Origin of the sequence: Acinetobacter sp. YH12063, assembly GCF_013419715.1 — a bacterium.
Taxonomy (GTDB): domain Bacteria; phylum Pseudomonadota; class Gammaproteobacteria; order Pseudomonadales; family Moraxellaceae; genus Acinetobacter; species Acinetobacter amyesii.
On the sequence record NZ_VOZO01000005.1, the window covers coordinates 143,363 to 165,684 of the forward strand.

Annotated in this window: 24 protein-coding genes; 13 read left to right on the top strand and 11 right to left on the bottom strand. The window is 40.0% G+C overall.

Annotated elements, in window-relative coordinates:
- Positions 1-13 precede the first annotated feature (13 nt).
- From metK to FTU12_RS06925, 5 genes are all read left to right on the top strand, one after another.
- On the top strand, positions 14-1,180 hold the full coding sequence (gene metK, locus FTU12_RS06905; RefSeq protein WP_078188779.1) for a methionine adenosyltransferase: 1,167 nt from the start codon (positions 14-16) through the stop codon (positions 1,178-1,180).
- 170 nt (positions 1,181-1,350) lie between these two features.
- On the top strand, positions 1,351-1,791 hold the full coding sequence (locus tag FTU12_RS06910; RefSeq protein ID WP_180114031.1) for an SMI1/KNR4 family protein: 441 nt from the start codon (positions 1,351-1,353) through the stop codon (positions 1,789-1,791).
- Positions 1,792-1,942: 151 nt separating this feature from the next.
- Complete coding sequence (locus FTU12_RS06915; RefSeq protein ID WP_180106194.1) at positions 1,943-2,287, top strand: hypothetical protein; 345 nt, start codon at positions 1,943-1,945, stop codon at positions 2,285-2,287.
- 147 nt (positions 2,288-2,434) lie between these two features.
- Positions 2,435-3,136, top strand: a complete 702-nt coding sequence (locus tag FTU12_RS06920) for a VIT family protein (protein ID WP_180034757.1) — start codon at positions 2,435-2,437, stop codon at positions 3,134-3,136.
- Positions 3,137-3,271: 135 nt separating this feature from the next.
- Positions 3,272-4,483 (top strand): YeeE/YedE family protein, encoded by a 1,212-nt coding sequence (locus FTU12_RS06925; protein WP_180114032.1) that lies wholly within the window; start codon positions 3,272-3,274, stop codon positions 4,481-4,483.
- A gap of 39 nt (positions 4,484-4,522) precedes the next feature.
- On the opposite strand, the gene FTU12_RS06930 is transcribed toward FTU12_RS06925, so the two are convergent.
- The 3 genes from FTU12_RS06930 to FTU12_RS06940 all read right to left on the bottom strand — a co-directional run bounded on the left by FTU12_RS06930 (position 4,523) and on the right by FTU12_RS06940 (position 7,158).
- On the bottom strand, positions 4,523-5,044 hold the full coding sequence (locus tag FTU12_RS06930; RefSeq protein WP_180114033.1) for a hypothetical protein: 522 nt from the start codon (positions 5,042-5,044) through the stop codon (positions 4,523-4,525).
- A 65-nt stretch (positions 5,045-5,109) separates the two neighbouring features.
- Positions 5,110-5,889 carry a TIGR03915 family putative DNA repair protein gene (locus tag FTU12_RS06935; RefSeq protein WP_180114034.1) on the bottom strand — a complete coding sequence of 260 codons (780 nt, stop codon included), beginning with the start codon at positions 5,887-5,889 and terminating at the stop codon, positions 5,110-5,112.
- Positions 5,890-5,898: 9 nt separating this feature from the next.
- Positions 5,899-7,158 (bottom strand): putative DNA modification/repair radical SAM protein, encoded by a 1,260-nt coding sequence (locus FTU12_RS06940; RefSeq protein ID WP_180106200.1) that lies wholly within the window; start codon positions 7,156-7,158, stop codon positions 5,899-5,901.
- 214 nt (positions 7,159-7,372) lie between these two features.
- On the opposite strand from FTU12_RS06940, the gene FTU12_RS06945 reads away from it, so the two are divergent.
- The gene (locus FTU12_RS06945) at positions 7,373-8,416 is read left to right on the top strand and encodes a nitronate monooxygenase family protein (protein ID WP_180114035.1); all 1,044 of its coding nucleotides are present in this window, start codon (positions 7,373-7,375) and stop codon (positions 8,414-8,416) included.
- Positions 8,417-8,634: 218 nt separating this feature from the next.
- Here FTU12_RS06945 and dusB read toward each other — a convergent pair whose 3' ends face one another.
- A complete protein-coding gene (gene dusB, locus FTU12_RS06950) occupies positions 8,635-9,639 on the bottom strand; it encodes a tRNA dihydrouridine synthase DusB (RefSeq protein WP_313042773.1) in 1,005 nt (334 codons plus the stop codon).
- A gap of 475 nt (positions 9,640-10,114) precedes the next feature.
- On the opposite strand from dusB, the gene FTU12_RS06955 reads away from it, so the two are divergent.
- Positions 10,115-10,489 carry a hypothetical protein gene (locus FTU12_RS06955; protein WP_180027044.1) on the top strand — a complete coding sequence of 125 codons (375 nt, stop codon included), beginning with the start codon at positions 10,115-10,117 and terminating at the stop codon, positions 10,487-10,489.
- A 329-nt stretch (positions 10,490-10,818) separates the two neighbouring features.
- Positions 10,819-10,989, top strand: coding sequence for a hypothetical protein (locus tag FTU12_RS06960; RefSeq protein WP_171262568.1), 171 nt, complete (start codon positions 10,819-10,821; stop codon positions 10,987-10,989).
- A gap of 91 nt (positions 10,990-11,080) precedes the next feature.
- Here FTU12_RS06960 and FTU12_RS06965 read toward each other — a convergent pair whose 3' ends face one another.
- Entirely contained in the window at positions 11,081-11,248 is a 168-nt protein-coding gene (locus tag FTU12_RS06965; protein WP_373683444.1) for an acyl-CoA thioesterase, read from the bottom strand.
- Between the two features lie 161 nt (positions 11,249-11,409).
- Positions 11,410-11,592: a hypothetical protein gene (locus FTU12_RS06970; RefSeq protein ID WP_168377709.1), complete on the bottom strand. Its 183-nt coding sequence runs from the start codon at positions 11,590-11,592 to the stop codon at positions 11,410-11,412.
- A 275-nt stretch (positions 11,593-11,867) separates the two neighbouring features.
- On the opposite strand from FTU12_RS06970, the gene FTU12_RS06975 reads away from it, so the two are divergent.
- The 3 genes from FTU12_RS06975 (at position 11,868) to FTU12_RS06985 (ending at position 14,049) form a co-directional block, all read left to right on the top strand.
- The gene (locus FTU12_RS06975) at positions 11,868-13,073 is read left to right on the top strand and encodes a DUF1615 domain-containing protein (protein WP_180114036.1); all 1,206 of its coding nucleotides are present in this window, start codon (positions 11,868-11,870) and stop codon (positions 13,071-13,073) included.
- On the top strand, positions 13,040-13,669 hold the full coding sequence (locus FTU12_RS06980; RefSeq protein ID WP_180114037.1) for an HAD-IB family hydrolase: 630 nt from the start codon (positions 13,040-13,042) through the stop codon (positions 13,667-13,669). Before FTU12_RS06975 ends, FTU12_RS06980 begins: the two co-directional genes overlap by 34 nt.
- A gap of 176 nt (positions 13,670-13,845) precedes the next feature.
- Positions 13,846-14,049 (top strand): hypothetical protein, encoded by a 204-nt coding sequence (locus FTU12_RS06985; RefSeq protein ID WP_078188800.1) that lies wholly within the window; start codon positions 13,846-13,848, stop codon positions 14,047-14,049.
- Between the two features lie 87 nt (positions 14,050-14,136).
- On the opposite strand, the gene FTU12_RS06990 is transcribed toward FTU12_RS06985, so the two are convergent.
- The gene (locus FTU12_RS06990; protein ID WP_180040084.1) at positions 14,137-15,231 is read right to left on the bottom strand and encodes an acyl-CoA desaturase; all 1,095 of its coding nucleotides are present in this window, start codon (positions 15,229-15,231) and stop codon (positions 14,137-14,139) included.
- Between the two features lie 12 nt (positions 15,232-15,243).
- On the bottom strand, positions 15,244-16,311 hold the full coding sequence (locus tag FTU12_RS06995) for a ferredoxin reductase (RefSeq protein ID WP_180048882.1): 1,068 nt from the start codon (positions 16,309-16,311) through the stop codon (positions 15,244-15,246).
- Positions 16,312-16,479: 168 nt separating this feature from the next.
- Between FTU12_RS06995 and fabR the strand changes: the two genes are divergently transcribed.
- Positions 16,480-17,154, top strand: a complete 675-nt coding sequence (gene fabR, locus FTU12_RS07000; protein ID WP_373684140.1) for an HTH-type transcriptional repressor FabR — start codon at positions 16,480-16,482, stop codon at positions 17,152-17,154.
- 64 nt (positions 17,155-17,218) lie between these two features.
- Here fabR and FTU12_RS07005 read toward each other — a convergent pair whose 3' ends face one another.
- Complete coding sequence (locus tag FTU12_RS07005) at positions 17,219-18,016, bottom strand: alpha/beta fold hydrolase (protein WP_180114038.1); 798 nt, start codon at positions 18,014-18,016, stop codon at positions 17,219-17,221.
- 107 nt (positions 18,017-18,123) lie between these two features.
- Positions 18,124-18,387 (bottom strand): PAAR domain-containing protein, encoded by a 264-nt coding sequence (locus FTU12_RS07010; RefSeq protein ID WP_180114039.1) that lies wholly within the window; start codon positions 18,385-18,387, stop codon positions 18,124-18,126.
- A 447-nt stretch (positions 18,388-18,834) separates the two neighbouring features.
- On the opposite strand from FTU12_RS07010, the gene FTU12_RS07015 reads away from it, so the two are divergent.
- Positions 18,835-19,272 (top strand): hypothetical protein, encoded by a 438-nt coding sequence (locus tag FTU12_RS07015; RefSeq protein ID WP_180114040.1) that lies wholly within the window; start codon positions 18,835-18,837, stop codon positions 19,270-19,272.
- 110 nt (positions 19,273-19,382) lie between these two features.
- Here FTU12_RS07015 and rapA read toward each other — a convergent pair whose 3' ends face one another.
- A complete protein-coding gene (rapA, locus tag FTU12_RS07020; RefSeq protein WP_180114041.1) occupies positions 19,383-22,220 on the bottom strand; it encodes an RNA polymerase-associated protein RapA in 2,838 nt (945 codons plus the stop codon).
- Positions 22,221-22,322 lie beyond the last annotated feature (102 nt).

Genomic DNA, 22,322 nt, shown 5'->3' on the forward strand with positions numbered 1-22,322 from the left:
TGTGATAGGACTTATGCGCGAGTACGCTGTATTTACCTCGGAATCTGTAAGCGAAGGCCATCCGGATAAAATGGCTGACCAAATCAGTGATGCTATTTTGGATGCAATCTTAAAAGAAGACCCATATGCACGGGTTGCTTGTGAAACGCTTGTAAAAACGGGTGCGGTTGTACTTGCCGGTGAAATCACAACAACTGCAAATGTTGACTTTGAAGCGATTGTTCGTAATACCGTAAATGGTATCGGATATCATCATTCAGATCTTGGCTTTGATGGCTCAACATGTGCCGTGATCAACATGATCGGTAAACAATCACCTGAAATTGCTCAAGGTGTAGACCGTCAAAAACCTGAAGATCAAGGTGCAGGCGACCAAGGTTTAATGTTTGGATATGCAAGCCGTGAAACTGATGTGCTTATGCCAGCACCTATTTCATATGCGCATCGCTTAATGGAAAAACAAGCTGAACTACGTAAACAAGGCAAACTTGCTTGGTTACGTCCTGATGCAAAAAGCCAAGTAACATTTGCTTATGAAAACGGCATGCCAGTTCGTTTAGACGCAGTTGTACTTTCGACTCAGCACGATCCAAAAATTACTCAAGCTCAATTGAAAGAAGCGGTAATTGAAGAAATCGTGAAAAAAGTGATTCCTGCTGAAATGTTCCATGCAGACACTAAATTCCACATCAACCCAACAGGTATGTTCGTGATTGGCGGCCCTGTAGGCGACTGTGGTTTAACAGGCCGTAAAATCATTGTAGATACTTACGGTGGTATGGCTCGTCACGGTGGTGGTGCGTTCTCTGGTAAAGATCCATCAAAAGTGGACCGTTCTGCTGCTTATGCAGGCCGTTATGTTGCTAAAAACATTGTGGCTGCTGGTCTAGCTGACAAATGTGAAATTCAAGTGTCATATGCGATTGGTGTTGCAGAACCAACATCTATCTCGATCAACACATTCAATACTGCAAAAGTATCTGAAGATTTGATTATTGCACTTGTACGTGAACACTTTGACTTACGTCCATACGGTATTACTCGTATGTTGAACTTGATCCAACCGATGTACCAACAAACTGCTGCGTATGGTCACTTCGGTCGTGAAGGTTCTGATACCGCATTCACATGGGAAAAAACTGACAAAGTGGAAGCGCTTAAAGCATCTGCTGGTCTTTAAACTTAATAGATTAATTTCCCAAAAAAGCCTGCATTGATTGCAGGCTTTTTTATGGCCCGTATGTCCATAACTAAAACATCTAGGATAAAAATAACGAGTGTAAAAAAATATTGACTAAAATTTACGCCTAGCTTATTCATAAAACACCAAAATAATTTAAGAACAACATCATGCCCTTTCCATTAGACTTAAAATTTATTACTGCAACTGAAGAACAATTAGGATTTAAGTTTCCAGAAAAATATAAAGCCAGAATGCAAATTGATAATGGTGGCGAATTCGGCATTAGCTTTTCTAGTGCGGATGAATTTAAAGATGGTGATGACATCGAAGCTTGGTGGCTTTTTCCCTTCCAAGACACCAGCGATGTGAAAAGAATAAAACGTACGATGAATCATCTAGCCGTAGAACATCAATCCATCAGTGAAATAGAAGACTTCCCTGAAAAAAGCATTGCTATTGCACATAACGGCGATGGCGATTATTTATTGATGCGTACGGTAGACGATACACAATTGGGGGAAGAAATATATTTATGGCGCCATGAAGACAGTGAATTTATCTATCTACTTGTGACTTCAATTGAAGAATTATTTAGTCAAAATCCTTAACGTTATAAGCAGATATAAAGCCTTTTAAACTACAAAATAAGCTGGATAAAATTACACTAAATCAACAATTTTTGATCAAATATCGAATATTTTTTCAGCTAATATAAATTCAGCCCATGCTACGGGCATAACAACAAAAGGAAAGATCAAAATGAATAAATTACTTGTTGCTTTAGGTTTGGCTGCAACTGTTGCACTTGTTGGCTGTAATAAAGACAAAGCGCCAGAAACAGGTGCAACAACTGGTGAACACCTAGAAAACGCTGCTGACCAAGCAGGCCATGACATCGCTGATGCAACTTCAGAAGCAGCAACTGCAACAGCTACTGCTGTAGATAATGCTGCAACTGCAACTGCGACAGCAGCCGAAAATGCTGCAGAAAATGCTGAAGCTGCTGCACACAATGCCAAAGAAGCAGCTAAAGACGCAACTGCTGCAACAGCAGGTGCTGTTGAACAAGGTGCAGCTGACGTGAAAGAAAAAGCGCAGCAATAAGCATTTTATAAAAAAAAGCACCTTCGGGTGCTTTTTTTACATCTGTATTTTATTCAACTTACTGTTTCAATCTATTTTTAACTTGAAATTTAACTGATGTCAGGTCAATCTTATGAGGTCATATAAATAACAAACTTAGAGAAAATAATGTCTTACTCACATCATGCCGAAAAACATTTTATGGAACGTACGGGTTGGCTACGTGCATCTGTACTCGGTGCAAATGATGGCATTATCTCCGTTACTAGTTTAATTATGGGCATGGCTGCAAGTGGTGCTTCTAGCCATACCTTACTCATTACCTGCATTGCAGGACTCATCTCTGGTGCAACCTCTATGGCGGCGGGCGAATATATCTCTGTGAAATCTCAAGAAGACGTCGAAAAAGCAGATCTTCACATGGAGCATAAAGAACTACAAAAGAACCCTGAGCTAGAACTTAAAGAACTTACCCAAATTTATATTCAACGTGGTTTAGAGCCTACACTGGCCCATGAAGTTGCAGTCCAATTAACTGCCCATGATGCACTAGAGGCCCATGCGCGAGATGAAATTGGAATCCATGACAATACAGCAGCAAAACCCGTTCAAGCAGCACTCTCATCGGCTTTAGCATTTTCAATTGGTGCACTATTTCCGATGGTTGCGATCTTGATCAGTGCTGACATGCATATTGAAAAAACTGTTATGGCCGTAGGCGTGATTTCCCTAGCACTCCTCGGTGCTTTAGCCAGCTATGCAGCTGGCACTTCTATGTTGAAAGGCAGTCTACGTGTTGCGCTTTGGGGCATTGCAGCCATGCTTTTTTCTAGTTGGATTGGTTCTTTATTTAATGTAAATCCAGTTTAACGCTCGCTTTATCAGTTTTTCGTATATGTTAAATCAATTATACGCAGCAATGATTGTGTGATTTTTCAACAATATTCATTTTTACAATATATAAAAACCGTAAAATAGAGCTACATTTTTTAAGCTTTTTTCTCCATGTCTGTGATTGCTGCGCCAGCCAATCGATCCAATGTATCGATTTGGGTGGCTTTTGTTTTATTAATTTTAGGCACCCTTGGTGCTTATCTGGTTGTGGGCGTTAACCAAGCATTGCTATTTTTAATTGGTGGTGCTTTGGGTATGACGCTTTATCATGCTTCTTTTGGTTTTACCTCGAGTTGGCGTGTCTTTATTAAAGAGCGTCGTGGTCGTGGCTTGCGTGCACAAATGATCATGTTGGCTTTGGCTGTATTACTTTTTTTCCCTGCCTTAGGTGCGGGTGAATTATTTGGCAACCCAGTCAAAGGTAACGTTAATCCTGTTTCAATGTCCGTGATGATCGGTGCCTTTATTTTTGGTATTGGTATGCAACTTGGCGGCGGCTGTGCATCAGGCACCCTGTACACTGTGGGCGCAGGTAGTGCACGTATGATTGTAACGCTGATCTTCTTCTGTACAGGTTCACTGATTGCAACTTCACATATTCAATGGTGGTTTGACCTTCCCCACTTTGAGCCGATTTCTTTAGTCAAAAGCTTTGGTGTAGTCCCTGCACTGATTTTAAACTTTGTGCTCTTTGCAATGATTGCCGCAGCAACAATTTACTTTGAAAAGAAACGCCATGGTCAGCTTGAGGTTGAGCCGCAAGCAATGCAACACGGCTGGAAACGTTTTCTACGTGGTCCATGGCCATTGGTTTGGGGCGGAATTATCCTGACTTTACTGAACTTTGCCACACTCGCACTTGCAGGCCGTCCTTGGGGCGTGACCTCTGCCTTAGCCGTTTGGGCCGCAAAATCAGCAAGTGTCATGGGGATCGATGTCGCATCTTGGGCATATTGGCAGCAACCTGCAAATGCTAAAGCACTGACCGAGTCATTATGGTTTGATATCACGTCAATGATGAATTTCGGCATCATGCTCGGAGCTTTACTCGCAGCGAGCCTAGCAGGCAAATTTGCACCGAACTTTAATATCCCAAAACGTTCACTGCTAGCAGCTGTGATCGGTGGTTTGATGTTGGGTTATGGCGCACGTTTAGCATACGGCTGTAACATTGGTGCATATTTCAGCGGTATCGCTTCAGGTAGTTTACACGGTTGGTTATGGTTAGTATTTGCCTTCATTGGGAACGGTATTGGCGTCAAACTACGTCCAATCTTCTTCCCTGGTGAACGTCCACAACCGGAAAAACTAACAGGCTGCTAATTTCAGTAAATAAAAAGCCCCTCAAATGAGGGGCTTTTTTTAATCTGTCAGAGCTGCTTTTAGATTACAACCATATTGCATGGTTTCTTGTGCCTGTTTGTATGTGGTATAGCGGTTGATAATAAAATCATAAAATTGGTCTGCATTCGCAAATACCTGACTCAAATCTTCGTTTGCGGCATTTGGCAGTTTAACGTCTTTCACCAAGGCTAAGTTCACATGTCCGAGATGATACATTTCAGAAAAATAATGATTCATTACTTCGCAATAGGCAATTTTTGAGCTTTTTAAAGCGGTGTTGGCAACAAAATGCTGATTTAAAGTTTTTAAGTTATGAACATCTAAAGCGGATTGGTCTGAAAAAGCCAAACTTTCTACTTTTTTCAGTTGGCTAAAATCTATAGCTAGAGTTTGGTTTAATTGTTCAAAGCGTAGTTGTAATCCAGCAGTATCGGCAACTTGATAACTTTGCGGATTGAATGTTTTCTTTTCTTGTTCATTTGCAGAACACGCCGTGAGCGTCATTGCCGTCAGAACGGTCGTAACAAGAAATAATTTCATCAAGGTCTCACTTAAACAATCAAAAGCGCAATCATTATGCCCGAAAATTGCCAGATGATTCGCACCTAAATCGCTTTTTCATTCATATAACGCCAATAACGACGTGGCACATACTGCACATGTAATTTCATATTACGTCGGGCTTCAATATTGACACTTCTAAAATAATCTTTCCAAAGCTGATCATATAAAACTTCATCATCATCCAGTTCGATATTGAAAGATTGACTATGGCCGGACTGTATTTGCCCATCTATGATTCTGGCATCCATATCCACTTGATGCACCTGTTTTAAGTCATAGTAAATGCCATAGTTGCGTTTTTCATCGTAAATCAACCAACGCTGATCTTGATAGCGTGCCTTAAAATGCCGCTCGATCAAAGGCAATACATTAAAATCAGGTGAGACTAAACTAATAAACAAACCATCCTGACATTTTTTAAAACGCACAAAAGCTTCCATACGATGTTTTTCACGTCCCACTTGCTTCGCCCATTGACTCAGACCCAATACGTCTGCATGACCATAATTCTTTGATACATCTCGCTGCTGCTGAAACACATACACTGCAAAATTAAAGCAATGCTGAAAAGCCTGCTGCTGCTCGGATAAAAATGCATAATAAAACTGTTTCAACGCACGATCAGATGCTTTGAGTTTTAAACCCTGCCATACCCGCTGTGCATGTTCATCATGACTTGCTACATCAATGACATCGGCGAAAAGACCCGCCTGTACTTGCCCATCCGTACAAATCTGTACATCAAATTGCTTAAATTGAAAGGCCCGAAAAATACAGCTTAGCAATCCTGTCATCGTGCCATCAAAGACATAAATACTCACGACTGTATCCTAAAATCCTAAGTTCAATTGTGGAGAAACTTGCTGCGTATATTTCGACTGACCACTTTGCAAGATCTGCTGACGTATTTGATGTGGCTGTTGATCTCGAATAAATTTGGGAGAATCTTCACAACGTATAAAATGTTGTGCTCTATTGTAGGAAATACCCATACGTTTTAATTGGTCGATATGGATTTTCCCAAATCGTCGTGCTTGAACAATTTTTTGAGCAGAACGCACACCAATACCCGGCACTCGCAAGATCATCTGATATTCTGCACGGTTGATATCCACGGGAAATTGCTCGGGATGACGCAGTGCCCACGCTAATTTAGGGTCAATATCCAATTCTAAATTTGGATGCTCTTCATCGACCAATTCCGTCGCTTCAAACCCATAAAAACGCATCAACCAATCACTTTGATACAGCCGATTTTCTCGTAATAAAGGTGGCGCAGACCCCACAGCTGGCAGCGCACGCTCCTCTTCATTAATTGGAATATAACCCGAGTAATACACACGCTTGAGCTTAAACTCTTTGTAATGACGGTCTGCCATCAGTATGACATCACGGTCAGACTCTTGATGTGCGCCCACCACCATTTGCGTCGTTTGTCCTGCGGGTACAAATTTGGGGACTGTACGTATTATTTTTCGTTCATCTTTGAATTGAATCAAACGATCTCGCACAATACCTAAGTCTTTTTGGACTTCGACATGACTTTTTTCAGGTGCAAATTTTTTTAAACCATCTTCTGTCGGCATTTCTAAATTAATGCTCATACGGTCAACATATAAACCTGCTTCGGTAATGATTTCCTGAGATGCCCCCGGAATGGTCTTCAGATGAATATAACCATTAAAATTTTCTTCTAAACGCAGTTTTTTTACCACCTGCAACATACGTTCCATGGTGTAATCCGCCGATTTAAAAATCCCCGAACTTAAAAATAGCCCCTCAATATAGTTCCGACGATAAAAATTCATAGTCAAATCGACCACTTCCTGTACCGTAAATGCTGCGCGCTTTACGTCGTTACTTCGACGGGACACACAATATGCGCAGTCAAAAATACAGACATTGGAAAATAGAATTTTTAATAACGAAACGCAGCGGCCATCTTCGGTATAGCTATGGCAAATACCGTTTCCAGTATTACCCAGACCTTTGTCTTTATTTTGGCGCTTACTACCACTCGAAGAACATGAGACATCATATTTGGCAGCATCGGCTAAAATTTGCAGTTTTTCACGGATACGTTCAGACATGGAAGAATTATAAAGTTTAAAGTGAACACAGCATTATTTTAAAAGGATCCACCTCAAAAGTCGGGTCATACATCATTACTACGACACGAGGTGTCGCTTAATTTCAAGTACAACTTTCGTGTAAGCATAAGACCATTTTGATATGAAATAACGAATATTATTTGCTTAATTTCACTCGCTTGGGCAAAGTATTTAGAGTGATTGGAGTATGCACATGACTTTATTAGAAAAACTTGGCATCAAACACCCTATATTTCTTGCCCCAATGGCAGGTGTTTCTACACCTGAACTTGCTGCAGAAGTGTCAAATCAAGGTGGACTTGGTTCACTGGGTTTAGGTGCAAGCAGTGTTGAGAATGCACGTCAACAAATATTACAAACTCAAGAACTCACTGAACAACCTTTTCAGGTCAATTTTTTTTGTCATGACACAGTAGAACTCGATGAACAAGTTGCTGCCAAATGGATCATGCAATTTAAATCACGCTTTGCTCAATATAATGCAGAAGCTCCAGAAGCACTCAACTGTATTTACCCAAGCTTTAAAGACAATGACCAGTTTCTAAACCTCGTACTGGAAACGCGCCCCAAAGCGGTAAGCTTTCATTTTGATATTCCGCACCCACATCAAATTCAGGCCTTAAAACAAGCGGGTATTTTGACTCTAGTTTCTGCAACCAACTTAGCAGAAGCCAAATTGATCGAAGCTGCAGGTATTGATATCGTGATCGCTCAAGGTATTGAAGCTGGTGGTCACCGCGGTATTTTCAATGAAAACTTCGATAGCAGCGTTAAGACTCGTGACTTGGTTCAGCTCTTAAAACGACATATTCAATGCCCCGTTGTTGCGGCAGGCGGAATTATGAATGGACATCAAGCCTATCAAATTATGGAGTTGGGAGCAGATGCTGTTCAACTGGGCACTGCTTTTGTGCAATGCAAAAGCTCAAATGCCAATGAGGCTTATCGCAAAGCATTATTTGATGCGCCCATCACGCAGATTACATCAAGTATTTCAGGTCGTCCTGCGCGTGGCATTATCAATAACTGGCACACAGATATTGACACACCAACACGCCCGACCGTTCCGGCTTACCCATATAGCTATGATTTAGGCAAACAATTACATGCCGCTGCTAGCAAGCATGGTATACATGAATATGGTGCTTTTTGGGCGGGAACCAACGTCTCTCAAATACGTGAATTGGAAGCACCTGACTTGATCAATCAATTGGTTTTAGAAATGCGCTTTAACTAATACTTGGCTCAACGCGTCATTCAAACATGAATGCCTATAAAAAGCCCTCAACATTGAGGGCTTTTTATATGTAATTTAGGCCATCATCGATGCACAATTTAATAATTGCTTCAGATCATTTGAATCAAGTTAGTTAAATCTATTTCAAATAAATCCAGCTAATTTTAATCGACCTACTTTGTATCACATTGCACAGATCCATTTCGATTGGCTTTAAGTTATTTGGTTTCAAGCAAATTGACCTGATCAACTTGAACATCACTCATGATCTGACCATGATCAAGTAAGTGATTAAAATAGTTCTCGACGACTTTATATTGATCTGCTGTAGATTCAACTTTATACATATTTTGGCGGAACTCATTACTTGAACGTAAACCTTTGGTGTACCAAGCAATATGTTTGCGTGAAATTCGACAACCTGAATATTCACCATAAAAACCGTATAACTCAGATAAATGTCCGAGCAATACGTCACGGACTTCCATAATACTTGGTGCCGCCATATGCTCACCCGTCGTCAGGTAATGTCCTATTTCACGGAATATCCATGGGCGACCTTGAGCTGCACGGCCAATCATGACTGCATCGGCACCAGTATAATCCAGTACATATTTGGCTTTTTCAGGTGTATCAATATCACCATTGGCAATCACAGGAATATTGATCAACGATTTCACATCTTTAATTAAGCTATAACGCGCCGTATTCAGATACATATCTTCACGTGTACGACCATGAAGTGCCAATGCAGCAATGCCAGCTTCTTCGGCGCGTTTCGCAACGCGCATAATGTTTTCATGACCATTGAGATAGCCCAAGCGGGTTTTTAAAGTCACGGGTACATCAACTGCATCAACCACAGCATCTAAAATGCGAGCCACTAAGTCTTCATCTTTAAGTAGTGCAGAACCTGCCAACTTATTACAGACTTTCTTCGCCGGACATCCCATATTAATGTCGACAATTTGCGCACCATTTGCCACTTGATAGCGAGCAGCTTCAGCCAGTTCAGCTGGATCTGACCCTGCAATTTGAGCAGAAATAGGCGCTATTTCACCATCAAAATTGGCACGATAAAGACTCTTTTTACTCATGCGTAACGTCTTATCTGCTGTCATCATTTCACTGACCGCATGACCTGCGCCAAAATATTTGCAAAGTGTACGAAATGGGCGATCTGTAACCCCTGCCATAGGTGCCACCCACAGTTTTCTCTCGATGGGACGATCGAATAATTCTTGAATGACAGGATGTTGACTCAATGTTTTAACCTCTAGCTATATTTAGCAAATGATGCCTGAACCAGATTCGAAATCTTCGAAGCCACATTCAACAATGCTAAATTCAAATCTATGTTCGCAAAATCAGTTGAGCGTAAAAACGTTTCATGGCAATGATTATGCAATTGAATGATGACAATGAATATCAACATCGTTCAACGATTGAATTGAGGAATTTGAAGCTTCGGAATTGGACGGAAAATTTGCAATGCGATAGTTTAGTAATTCCAAACAAAAATTTCTACGCTTTTGCTTAAGAGTCGTTGAAACTTATGCATCAGCCATGTAGTTAACACACTATCGATTCAACATCAGACTTTCAGCAGATATGCCTGTACAGGTGTTACTATAGAGGGATACTGCTAAAATCATTGAAAACTTAAATCTATAAATTCACACGAGTGAGTTGAACTTTATGAAAAAATTGAAAATTCTCTCATTTATATTTTTCGCTACTTTTCTGACTGCCTGCCAACAACCCAATGACGAGATGGCTGCAGCTGAAAGCCAAAACGCTGATTTAACAACGGAACAAGCGACTCAACAATTTGAGCAGTCAGATGCGCAAATCAGTCAATACCTTGATGTTTTAGATGCTCCAAGTACATCGATCAAGGAAAAAACCCAAGTCTTATGTCATGACTACCCTCATGAATATAAAACTAACTACATGCCTGCCATGCTCAAACTCGCAGCCCAAGACTATACTCAAGATAAAATGTTGAATGATTTGAAGATTGCACAGGACTATTACAAAGAAAAACTCAAAATTGAATGCCCTGCTGAATAATCTCCCTTTCATCATGGCGTCATAATTGTGCGATAAATTGTTATTAAGTGAAAAGTGGGTAAGTTTCGCTGTAATAACAACGTAAAATACACTTCCCGATTTATTCGGGTTTTTCTTTTTTTAAAGTCTTTTTTTAAAGTCTTTAAAATATTAAACGACATTTGAATGACACATATTATTTTGTAATGGATTTCAAACTATTGATTTAATATGATAATTTTTCGCATGTGTTCACAATCTAGACACATAACAACTCATTTTAATTACACTTTTATCATGATTAATACATTAAGTTGTTTTTTCCAAAAAAATAGACTGAAGATTGAATCATGAAAACTTTAAACAAAGTACTTTTCGCTACACTTATCTCTGCTGCTGCTGCAACTACATTTGCTGCTGAAGAACAAAAAGTTGAAGCTGCTGCATCTGAAGCTCAAACAACTGAAGTTGCTCAAGATGCAACTGAAGCGGCTCCTGCTTCTGAAGCTGTTGCAAAATAATTGAGCAAAAATTTAAAAGCCCACAGATTGTGGGTTTTTAAATTCACAGACATTTTAGATCTGTCGCAGCTTTCAATGAATTTGATTTCAATTATTTAAAATATAAACGTTGAATTTGACGTGCCCGCCGGTTTAAACCCAATACTTTTTTTCTTTGTAAAATGTCTTCTTCACTAAATCCCAAGTGCTGGATTAATTCAGACATAGCTAAATCTGCATGTTCGATCAACACGGCATCTTGTTCAGTTGACCAAATCACGTTTGATACCTTTAATTTGTGCTGGCGTTTTAAATTTCTCATTTGCACAGTATAAAATACTTTAGACACATCAACAAAAAGCCCACCCGATGTGAGCTTTTTGCACAGACTGAGTATTCATCATCTATTGGATTGAAATATAGATTTACTGAACGATGATGTTAAAGATTTTCATCCTTCGTGATCATCACTGAGGTTAAAATTGGAACGGCAAAACAAGGTAGTAAGAGTAAGATCCAATATTCCACCATCGGTTTAGCCACAACAAAGTTAATAATGATTGCCCCCAATACCATAACTAACGCAATCAAACCCAAGAAACGACTGAAAAATTTAGCTGGCATAATAATTCCCTTAAAAAATTATGGATTTCAGCTAGTATATACCTTCATTTTTATAATCTGTTGAAAATGATATTGGAATATTCATCTATTTAGCTCAAAAAGCATTCTTTTTCCAATCATCCTGACAGAACTGCTTGTTTTTACACGCGTAGATCTCCATAAATAGATTGACAGTCCCCTATGAGGCATATACATATTTATTCATTACTTATGTATTTTGCATAGTATACTGCTCTTGCTTTGTCGCCCCCATATGGCTGAGTTTATTGGAAAATATGAACAAAACTTTTTCGACCACATTATGCTTTAAATCCCTTTCTGTACTGGCTTTATCCATTGGCTTGGCTGCCTGTGGTAATGGTTCATGGTGGAGCAAAGATGAACCCACTATGGAAGCGGAACAGATTAAAAAAGCCATTCCACCTCGCGTGAATGAACGTCTGTCATGGGCCAATGATATCTACGACATTAGTGATCAGCTCGGTATTCCAACCACGAAAGAAAATGTTTGTACGATTGTTGCTGTAGTCGATCAAGAGTCCAATTTTGTTGCCGACCCGCATGTGCCGGGACTCGGTGAAAAAGCCGTCAAAGAAGTTCAAGATCGTCTTGAAGAAAAGTTTAAAGATAAATTGGGTGATGGCATCGGTGGTACAGTCGCTGGCTATTTCCAAGATGTGTTAAAAAATCAACCGAGTCCAGAAGATAACTATCTGAGCCAAATGCGCCGTGTACAAACTGAACGTGAACTAGACGAGTTATATCGTGAAATTTTTGACTATATGTCTAAACATTATCACGTGAGTGCTTTGACGGGCGCAGCGAAACTGGTTGGACAAGATATTGGTGAAAAGCTCAACCCCATTACCACTTTGGGTTCCATGCAAGTTCATATAGGCTATGCCAAAGACCACAAACGCCAAGGTGGAAATATTGCTGCTCTACGTACTGACATGTATAGCCAATATGGCGGTTTGTATTACGGCATCCACCGTTTAATGATGTATCCAGCTGAATATGACAAACCGATTTATCGTTTTGCAGATTATAACTCGGGTCGTTATTCGAGTCGTAATGCGGCATTCCAAAGCATGTTGAATGACTTAACCCCTGCTGAGCTCGGCTTAGATGGTGACCTCTTACTTTATAATAAAGATGGTTCTCCACGTTCAGCAAAAAGCCAGTCTGAAACTGCGCTGATTGCCGTTTTTGCAGAAAATAATGTGATTGCGACGCCACGTCAAATTCGTTCAGATCTTAAAAAAGAAAAAGATCAGGACTTTGAAGATACTTTGACGTATAAAGCGGTCAAAAAGCTGTATCAAGAAAAGACTGGAAAAGAACCGTTTTACGCGATGATGCCTGAAGTCGTAATTTCGGGGCCGAAATTAAGCCGTGATTACAATACCAATTGGTTTGCCACACGAGTCGATGGACGTTATCAAACATGCATGCGCCGCATCAAAAGCCTAAAACTCTAGCCTTATTCGATTTTGACGGAACCCTGTGTAACAAAGACAGTTTTACAGGGTTCATCTTCTATTCCCTACCTAAACGGCATATTGTTCGCCAAGGGATTAAAATTCTCCCTTGGATTCAAGGCTATTATCTCAAGCTATATCCTGCACATGCAATGCGTCCTCGCCTGTATGCCGCAATGTTTAGCCAAGCCAATCATGAGCAGGTTTTAAATCAAGCAGCGCAATATGCTGAACATTTGATGGCAGAACTCAATCCTTCACTGTATGAACAATTACAGCAACACCAAAAACGCGGTCATGAAGTCGTATTGGTTTCTGCCTCAGTCGATTTATATCTTAAACCTGTGGCCGAAAAGCTCGGGGTCAAACTGATTTGTACCGAAACAGCAACCAATAACCAAAAGCTTACTGGTTTATATCAAACCTTAGACTGTAGTGGTGAGCAAAAGAAAATTCGAGTTTTGGAGCAATTTAACCTTCAAGACTATGAGCATGTTTATGCCTATGGAAATAGCGATGAAGACCTCGCTATGTTTGAATTGGCCACCCACCATTTCATGAATGGACAGGATAAGTGCCTACCTGAACTCGACTAAAGTTGAGTGATTTAGTTTGGTTTATTAATCAAAGTTAACAATCACAAACTTAAATTTAAGTCGCTCTAATATATGATTAAACTTTGAAAATTCTGCTTTTATTTTGACTTTATAGTGTGCTATTTTTCTCATTAATTAGAAATAATGCGGTCAAATATTAAAAGCGGGAAAAGAATATGAATCAATTCAATCCACCGAAATATGTCAAAGGCCTCCATATTAAATTTGGCGAAAATCCATTTGTTCTCCTTGCTCAATTTGCCTTCTCAGCCACTCGCCAGATGTGGACGAAAGAAGAAATTGAATTGGTCATTCGTATGGCTAAAAAAGGAAATTATATGAATTTGATTAAGATCCTCAAATTACATATCAAAAAGTAAAATAGATATTTCCCCCAAAGTTAATATGAAAAAAGCCATGTAAATGCATGGCTTTTTTTTGATTCAGCAACTCAAGCCTAGCTTTTATTACTTTTTAAATGGAAACGCATATTTCACAATACGTTTGATAACACTGCCGTACTGTTTCACCAAGCTTGCGTTATTATAGTTCAAACCATATTTTTCACATACCGCCTGTACTTTTGGCGCCATTTTACGATAACGACGCGCAGGAACATCTGGGTATAAATGGTGTTCGATCTGATGGCTTAAATGCCCTGTCAAAATATGAAATGCTTCTGAACCGGTAAGGTTTGAAGAACCACGAATTTGACGCATGTACCAATGTCCACGGCTTTCATTTTCAAGTACTTTTTTCGGGAAAACTTCAACATCTTTGGTGAAGTGACCACAGAAAATAATACTAAACGTCCAAATGTTACGAAGACCATTCGCCACTAGGTTCCCTGTGAGCACAGGTAATGCTGCAGGCCCTGCAATAAGCGGGAAGAACACATAGTCTTTAAATAATTGCTTGCCGATTTTGGCTTGCATTGGTTTCCATTCTTCTTTGGTTTGCTGTTTTGTTTTACGACCTTTAAAGTATTTACCCAATTCAAGGTTTTGAATGGCAACACCCCATTGGAACAATAAGCAAAATGGAATGCTATAAATCGGTTGTAATAGATAGCCCGGCTTCCAACGCTGTTCTGGGAACAAACGAACAAGACCATAACCAATATCATCATCCATACCTTTAATGTTGGTATAGGTATGATGTTTAAAATTATGTGTTTGGCGCCAGTTATCTGCTGTCCCTACGATATCCCATTCGTAGGTCTGACCATTGAATTTAGGGTCATTCATCCAGTCATATTGACCGTGCATGACATTATGACCCAATTCCATGTTTTCCATGATTTTGGCAAAACCTAAAAGACCTGTACCCAAAATCCACGCTGGCGGAAACCAGCCTGCAAACAATAAAGCACGACCCGCCATAGATGAATAACGAACTGTCGAATACACTCGGCGAATGTATTTCGCGTCTTTTTCACCTAAGTCATCTAAAACTTCTTGCTTAATGGCATCAAGCTCACGCGCAAGTTCGTCTAATTGCGATTGGGTTAACTCACGGTTTTTTGGATTTTTAAAATATTCAATTTTTACAGGCATGTTCATATTTTTTCTACCTTATAAATCAATAACAAGATCTGACTGTGCTGAGTTCACACAAATTTTGAGTAAATTACCCGGCTCTGTATTTTGGCTACCATTGACCATATTTTTAGTCGAACCTTCTACTTTGTTGCAGGCACATTTATTACAAATGCCCATACGGCAACCGTGATTAGGTTTGATATTTTGCTGCTCAAGACTTGCTAGAATTGATTGGCCTTTTGGAATACTGACGGTTTTATTGGATTGCGTAAGCGTGACATTCACAAAGCCAATATCATCCGTTGCGATTGGACTCATGCTAAATGCTTCACTCATAAAGCACTGTGCATGATCAAATAACGCTTCGGCCTGAGTGACGAAACCCGATGGACCACATGCAAACACAGTACTGTGCTCAATGTTGTCAAATTGAGCAGCGTGAGAGGCATTTAATCGTGGATCAGCAACATCTTCTTGGGTAAAGAAAATTTGAAATTTAAAGTTTGGATATTGATTTGCCAAAGCTTCGAAGCGTAATTTGAATGCAGCATCATCGTGATACTTAACCCAATACATTAACTGAATTGGTTGCTCCGCAATTTGCTTAGTTTTGCTCATCCCTTTCAACAAACTCAACATTGGCGTAATACCACTACCCGCAGCCAATAGTAGCAAGGGTGTAGAATTTGACACCAAAGTCATATCACCAAAAGGCTGACCAAATTCTAAGATGTCACCAACTTGTGCTTGTTCTACCAGCCAAGTACTCACAATACCCGTATTCACTTTTTTTACGCTAAGCAATACGTGTTGATCATCTAACTGAGTCAAACTATAAGTACGTTCGTAACGGATCCCATTTACACGAGCAAAAACAGGATGATGCTGACCAGCTTCACCCATTTTAAACAAACGGTTCACCTGTATAGTTAGGCTGACCATCTCATTTGCTGCATTTTCTTTTTGTACAATTTTGCCGAGAGCCTGATTACCAGACCATAACGGATTAAATTTCTGCAACCAGAAATTTACCGCATTGACGTCTACAACACTGTCTTTGAGTGCGTTTAAAGGCTTTTTCGCTTTTTCGAGTACATGCATAATCAAATACAACTCATGGGAGGTTTTTAATTATTATACATATGTATATATATTTGTATATACGCTTGTGCATTTAATCGACATTTTCACAAAAGCTATTAGCAGACGCTATAATATGTTAATGTTTTTAATCTATTAAAAAATATGACTCAGTCTGCACAGACGAATATGGTTAACATGTACCAGGAAGAATTACATTCTGAAGCTGAAACTCCACTTACAGTTCGCACTGTAGGTCGTAAAGCAACGATTACCAAGGAAGAACTGTTTCAGGCAGCGCTTAATTTAATTGGTCCACAAAAAAGTATTTCATCACTGAGTTTGCGTGAAGTTGCACGTGAAGCTGGCATTGCTCCAAATAGTTTTTATCGTCATTTCAAAGATATTGATGAATTAGCCATTGAATTGATTGATCGAGCTGGCGGTGTGTTACGTCAAATTTTGCATGAAGCACGCCTTCAGGCATCACGCCAAAGCAGTATTATTCGTAGTTCAGTTGAAGTATTTATTCAGCAGCTAGATGCCGATGAAGGCAACTTAAGCCTATTGCTTCGTGAAGGCTATACTGGTTCGCATTCCTATAAAAATGCAGTTGAGCGTCAACTTAACTATTTCCAACAAGAATTAAGAGAAGATTTAATCGTCCTAGAACGTTTAAATCAGAGCAAGTTGGCTCATCCTGACATCGTGGCACGTGGTATTACCCAATTGGTGTTTAACATGGGTGCAAAAGTCATTGATCTACCGACAGAACAACGCAAAGAAGTTGCCGAACAAACCATGATTATGATTCGTATGATCTTGGAAGGTGCTCGCCATTTAGACGAAGCACAGATTCGCTAAAAATTAACGGTGAGAAATAAAGGAGACGTTCAGGTCTCCTTTTTTATGAGCAAAATATATTTTTCTAATGCTGTAAGTACTGCATGACGTGTAGCGCTGTCTGTTTCGGCTGCTCAAGTGGAAACATGTGTCCACCTTCAACTACACTATAATCTATACCATAGGTTTTCTTCATTCCGTCAGGCAAACCTTGTTTATAAAAATGGCTGTCATCTGCGGTGATAAGGTGTACAGGTATTTGGGGCGCTTTACGTGGAGTACGCCACCACCATGCAGGCACTGTACGGAAAATTTGTGCTTCCACGGCTTTTGGAATGCTGAGGGTCACGCCACCGCGTTTTTCATCAGCTTGAATGCCTTGTGCAAAATAATCTTCAAAACACTGCGCATCAAAACTTTTAAATAAACGATTATTCCGTAGTGCCGTATAGGCTTCATCCAAATTTGGCCAATGGTCATTACGCTTCAATGTAATTGCTGCTGGGGTAATTTTATCGACTGCTTTGAGCTTTAATTTTTGCATGCCTTCAAAAATTGCGGACTTAGGGCCAATTACAAAAGGCGGGTCCATAATGACCAATTGCGAAAATAAATCAGGACGCTGATACGCTGCCATGAGTGTCACTAAAGAGCCAAAAGAATGCCCTAGCCCAATCACTTTTTGCTTTGGAAATTGTTGCTCAATATCTGCAATAACTTGATCAACCAAATATCGCCAGTCTTTGGTGATCGGATAGCGTTCATCCATACCAATAAGCGGTATCGCCTTCACATCGAACTGCGGTGAAAAGTAGGATAAAAACTTTTGATAACTCGCAGCAGGAATACCATTGGCATGGGTAAAATGAATCGCACTTTTCATGTATAAATTCATCCAATCAACTGATGATGGCCCATCATAAAGTGATCAAAGCGATTTAAACAGGACTTAATAAGCTTATCAAGATGACCCAAAAGTCAGTACGCAGATTATTTTTGTGATCCGACCATCGTTTGATTCGGTAAAAAGGTTGCGCCACAAGTGGTTTTATCTCCAGCAACCACAACACCACGCCCCTTTACCGTTGTACTTTGATCTGCCGCGATCGCAGCCACAGTCGAATTACATTTCGGGCAAAAATGTTTCATGCCATTTAAATGTACTGCAATACCATTAATGACAAATGAAGGTTCACATTCTGCGACCACGCCACCGTGTGATGTTTTACTTCCTAAGGTAATTAAGGATTTCATATTTTTATTTTCTTTTAACGAACTGCTGAAATTTGAAGCATTTTAACGGAACTGCCCTCAACTCGCTAGCATCGACGTATAATTTTAACAAAGCCAAAACTTTACTTAACTAAAGCATCAAAACACGACATTAAGACAGTTCATGATTCAATCGACATCAACAACGACAGCTTATGTCGCCACACTGATTCTTTTACTAATCAAAGCATGTATATTGGGTATAGCAATGAGCATGAAGCGTAGCGCCCCATTTTACAATTTCAGTATTTAACTGAGCTTCGAATCAGAAAATGGTGCTTTTCTACGCCATGATTAACTTTAGAACGCTCATAGACTGAACATATTATTCAAAAGCATTTTTAGTAAATATTTAGACTCAATACATACCACCATTTCATTTGTAGCACAGATAAATAAAGCATAACCATTCTATTTTCAGGAGGTTTTATGATTTTGATAAATGACTTTGATTTAACTCAACCCAAAAAAGTCATCGTGTTAGACCATACACTAGATGACTCAACCCTGTTAACAGAAATACTCGCCTTGTGTAAGACCGCAGACCCAGAACTCATCGTGGCGGAAAACAAAGAGGCAAATTTAGTCTTACGCTTACTGCCTGAAATACATGATTATTGTGATGCAATCGCTTTAAAACAGCCACTATGTAATGACATCAAGTTTGATTTACTTAGCGCTCATTATGCAACACGCAGCCAAGCAGACCGATGTACGATCCAAATTCAGTTAGCAAAAAATCATCCGGACTTTACCAAGCTCGAAGCCATATTTTATATGTTGGATGAACTAGAAGATTTTGATCAAGCTGTAGAATTACTGAAAAATAGTTACTTTTTTTATGCCGATGTCGACAATTTAGATTAAAAAAATAATACAAAACTAAGATTTAGCTTAAATCTGTCGTGATTAATTTTACAGTTATAATTTTAGCCATAAAAAAAAGCACCCGAAGGTGCTTTTTGAAGATTCTTAACTTATGGCTTAACCACTACCATAATTTGAATTGCTTCTGGTGTAACCGCCAGACCATCAAGCAGTGTTAATCCTTCTTTTTGCAGTTTTTGTAAACGTGCAATTTCGTCTTCACGAATACTTGGGTTGAACTGCTTCAAATAAGTTAAACGGTCAATTTCATATTGCCATTTGCTACCGTAGATTTCTTTAGCTTGTTGTTTAAAGCCCGGTAATGCACCACGCGCAATTTCAAGTGCTTGTGTATAACGCTGTTCAATGACATCACGACGCGCCTTAACCACTTGGCGGCAACTGTTGCCATCAAGATGATGTAAATAAGGACGTAAAATTTCAGGTGCAATTTTTTGCGATAAATCCTGACCTTTTTCGCTTAGTAATACACGAACCAACTGTTGTGGCAAACTTGACGGCAAATTCAGTGCTTTCGGTGCAACGACATCGACTTTAAACCACACTTCCATTAACACAGAACCTTGTGGTAAAGCTGCTGATTTCAATACAGCAACGTTAGTACTACCAAAGCTTTGTGTATTAATCATTTCCATCACACTTTCAGTGAATGGATGCTCAAGTGTTAAATACTGAGCATCTTCACGAATCTGTGCTTGGTCACGATAGAACGTCGCCGTCATACCTTCTTCGTCCAAAGTCAGACCTTGAACTTGCATTTGATCCGTAGGTTTGATGATCACGGTACCATTACTTTGCTCATCAAAATCAATGTTTGTAGCCGCCATAAAGCGCTTCATGAACATTGGTAACGTAGTATTGTCGTCGTAGTCTTCAAGTGCAGTCACAATTTCTTGTGCCACGATTGGACGGCAAGAGTTGTATTCAAGTAAACGGTCACGACCTTCTTGAAGTTCAGCTTCAAGCGCTTCACGTTGCACACTTACGGCTTCGAGCAGATCTTCAAACTCTTGGCCTTTATCTGCCAACAAACAATCTTTCAGATTGACGATGAAGTTTTCTTGTAAGGTTTGCGCTGTCGGCGAGATATTACAGAAAATATTTAATGCTTCGTTATACCAACGGAACATACGCTCTTGAGCAGTACCAACCAGATAAGGCACATGAATTTGAATACGATTTTCTTGACCAATACGGTCTAAACGACCAATACGTTGTTCAAGTACGTCTGGGTTAGCAGGTAAGTCAAATAACACAAGGTCCGATGCAAATTGGAAGTTACGACCTTCAGAACCAATTTCTGAACATAGTAAAATTTGCGCACCGTATGACTCTTCCGCAAAGTAAGCCGCTGCTTGGTCACGCTCTAATAGGCTCATGCCTTCATGGAACATCGCTGTGCGAATACCTGCATGCAAACGAAGTACATTTTCTAAAGACTCAACCACTGGACCACTGCGTGCAATCAATAACACTTTTTTGTGTTTCAGGTCTGTACGCAGACGTTCCATCAACCACATCACACGTGGGTCAGTTTCCATCCACGAGCCATCAAGCTGCGCTTCTTCAGGCCACATTTGTTCACGTAGCTTGCCATCTTTAGACCAGTTTTCAGGTGCAGGTAATGGCGCAGGCTGACAGTCACGACCTGGGAAGCCTTGAATCGCTTCACGGGTATTACGGAATAAAATACGACCTGTACCATGACGGTCTAATAACTCATGAATAGCACGGAATCGTTGTTCTGGCTCGTCAGTAATTCGATGACCTAATAGGCTTTCAATCGCTGCCAAATGCCCTTCTTCGAGTGGCAGATCAGACATCAGCACTTCAGCAATTTTAGCTGTTTGGTGATACTGCTCCTCTTCATCCAAGAAACGATCAAGTGAACTAAAACGTTGTGGATCAAGTAAACGTAAACGTGCAAAGTGACTTTCCACACCTAATTGTTCAGGCGTTGCTGTTAATAACAAGACACCCGGCGTTTTTTCAGCAAGTTCTTCAACAAGGTCATAACGGTCATTGCCGCCTTCTTCTTCTGACCACATTAAATGATGGGCTTCATCGACTACGAGCAAATCAAACCCAGCTTCAAGGGCTTGTTCACGCAAGTCATCATGGTCGATCATCAAATCGACACTCGCAATGATGCATTGTTCTGTTAAGAATGGGTTTAGATCTGGATCGTGTTCTTTAATTGATGCTGTACGTGTCAGATCAAATAATGAGAACTCAAGATTGAAACGACGACGCATTTCAATCATCCATTGATATTGCAATGAATCAGGTACTAAGACCAAGATACGTTCTGAACGACCCGTTTTGAGTTGCTGATGAATAATCAGACCTGCTTCGATGGTTTTACCTAGACCCACTTCATCAGCAAGTAATACACGTGGAGCAAAACGTTTACCCACTTCATGCGCAATATACAGTTGGTGTGGAATGAGACCCACACGTGAACCTACCAAGCCACGTAGAGGGCTAGACTTCATATTGGCTTGAAGAAGCAGTGCTTCGATACGCAGGTCATACCATTCTTTATAGTCCACTTGGCTTGCAAGCAAACGATCTAATGGTTTTGCTAACTGAATACTTGCACCAATACGTGTTTCATTCAGTGCTTTACGCTCTTCTGTGCCATCGGGAAGTTTACGTACCGCGTTATAACGAACCACACCACCACGGTCTTCAAGAGATTCGACAATCCAAATTTGACCTTCTTGGTCTTGGACTTCGTCATTTACATTGAAAACAATACGAGATAAAGGTGCATTGTGACGGGCATAGACACGAGTTTCATCACTTTTTGGGAATAAAATGCTGACCGATCGCTCATCAACATCAATAAGAACACCTAAACCCAGTTCCGTTTCTGTATCTGATAACCAACGTTGACCAATAGCAAACTGCTGCAATTTTTCCACCTTTTTCTCAAGTTCGGTCTGAAAATATTATGCTCAAACTGTGAACGTTATTTGAGCAAAAATCTAGACCATAAAGCAATATATTTTGACATAAAGCCCACT

Coding starts and splice junctions, on each gene's coding strand:
- metK (WP_078188779.1), top strand. CDS start 14: ATGCGCGAGTACGCTGTATTTACCTCGGAATCTGTAAGCGAAGGCCAT.
- FTU12_RS06910 (WP_180114031.1), top strand. CDS start 1,351: ATGCCCTTTCCATTAGACTTAAAATTTATTACTGCAACTGAAGAACAA.
- FTU12_RS06915 (WP_180106194.1), top strand. CDS start 1,943: ATGAATAAATTACTTGTTGCTTTAGGTTTGGCTGCAACTGTTGCACTT.
- FTU12_RS06920 (WP_180034757.1), top strand. CDS start 2,435: ATGTCTTACTCACATCATGCCGAAAAACATTTTATGGAACGTACGGGT.
- FTU12_RS06925 (WP_180114032.1), top strand. CDS start 3,272: ATGTCTGTGATTGCTGCGCCAGCCAATCGATCCAATGTATCGATTTGG.
- FTU12_RS06930 (WP_180114033.1), bottom strand. CDS start 5,044: ATGAAATTATTTCTTGTTACGACCGTTCTGACGGCAATGACGCTCACG.
- FTU12_RS06940 (WP_180106200.1), bottom strand. CDS start 7,158: ATGTCTGAACGTATCCGTGAAAAACTGCAAATTTTAGCCGATGCTGCC.
- FTU12_RS06945 (WP_180114035.1), top strand. CDS start 7,373: ATGACTTTATTAGAAAAACTTGGCATCAAACACCCTATATTTCTTGCC.
- FTU12_RS06955 (WP_180027044.1), top strand. CDS start 10,115: ATGAAAAAATTGAAAATTCTCTCATTTATATTTTTCGCTACTTTTCTG.
- FTU12_RS06960 (WP_171262568.1), top strand. CDS start 10,819: ATGAAAACTTTAAACAAAGTACTTTTCGCTACACTTATCTCTGCTGCT.
- FTU12_RS06970 (WP_168377709.1), bottom strand. CDS start 11,592: ATGCCAGCTAAATTTTTCAGTCGTTTCTTGGGTTTGATTGCGTTAGTT.
- FTU12_RS06975 (WP_180114036.1), top strand. CDS start 11,868: ATGAACAAAACTTTTTCGACCACATTATGCTTTAAATCCCTTTCTGTA.
- FTU12_RS06980 (WP_180114037.1), top strand. CDS start 13,040: ATGCATGCGCCGCATCAAAAGCCTAAAACTCTAGCCTTATTCGATTTT.
- FTU12_RS06985 (WP_078188800.1), top strand. CDS start 13,846: ATGAATCAATTCAATCCACCGAAATATGTCAAAGGCCTCCATATTAAA.
- FTU12_RS06990 (WP_180040084.1), bottom strand. CDS start 15,231: ATGAACATGCCTGTAAAAATTGAATATTTTAAAAATCCAAAAAACCGT.
- FTU12_RS06995 (WP_180048882.1), bottom strand. CDS start 16,311: ATGCATGTACTCGAAAAAGCGAAAAAGCCTTTAAACGCACTCAAAGAC.
- fabR (WP_373684140.1), top strand. CDS start 16,480: ATGGTTAACATGTACCAGGAAGAATTACATTCTGAAGCTGAAACTCCA.
- FTU12_RS07005 (WP_180114038.1), bottom strand. CDS start 18,016: ATGAAAAGTGCGATTCATTTTACCCATGCCAATGGTATTCCTGCTGCG.
- FTU12_RS07010 (WP_180114039.1), bottom strand. CDS start 18,387: ATGAAATCCTTAATTACCTTAGGAAGTAAAACATCACACGGTGGCGTG.
- FTU12_RS07015 (WP_180114040.1), top strand. CDS start 18,835: ATGATTTTGATAAATGACTTTGATTTAACTCAACCCAAAAAAGTCATC.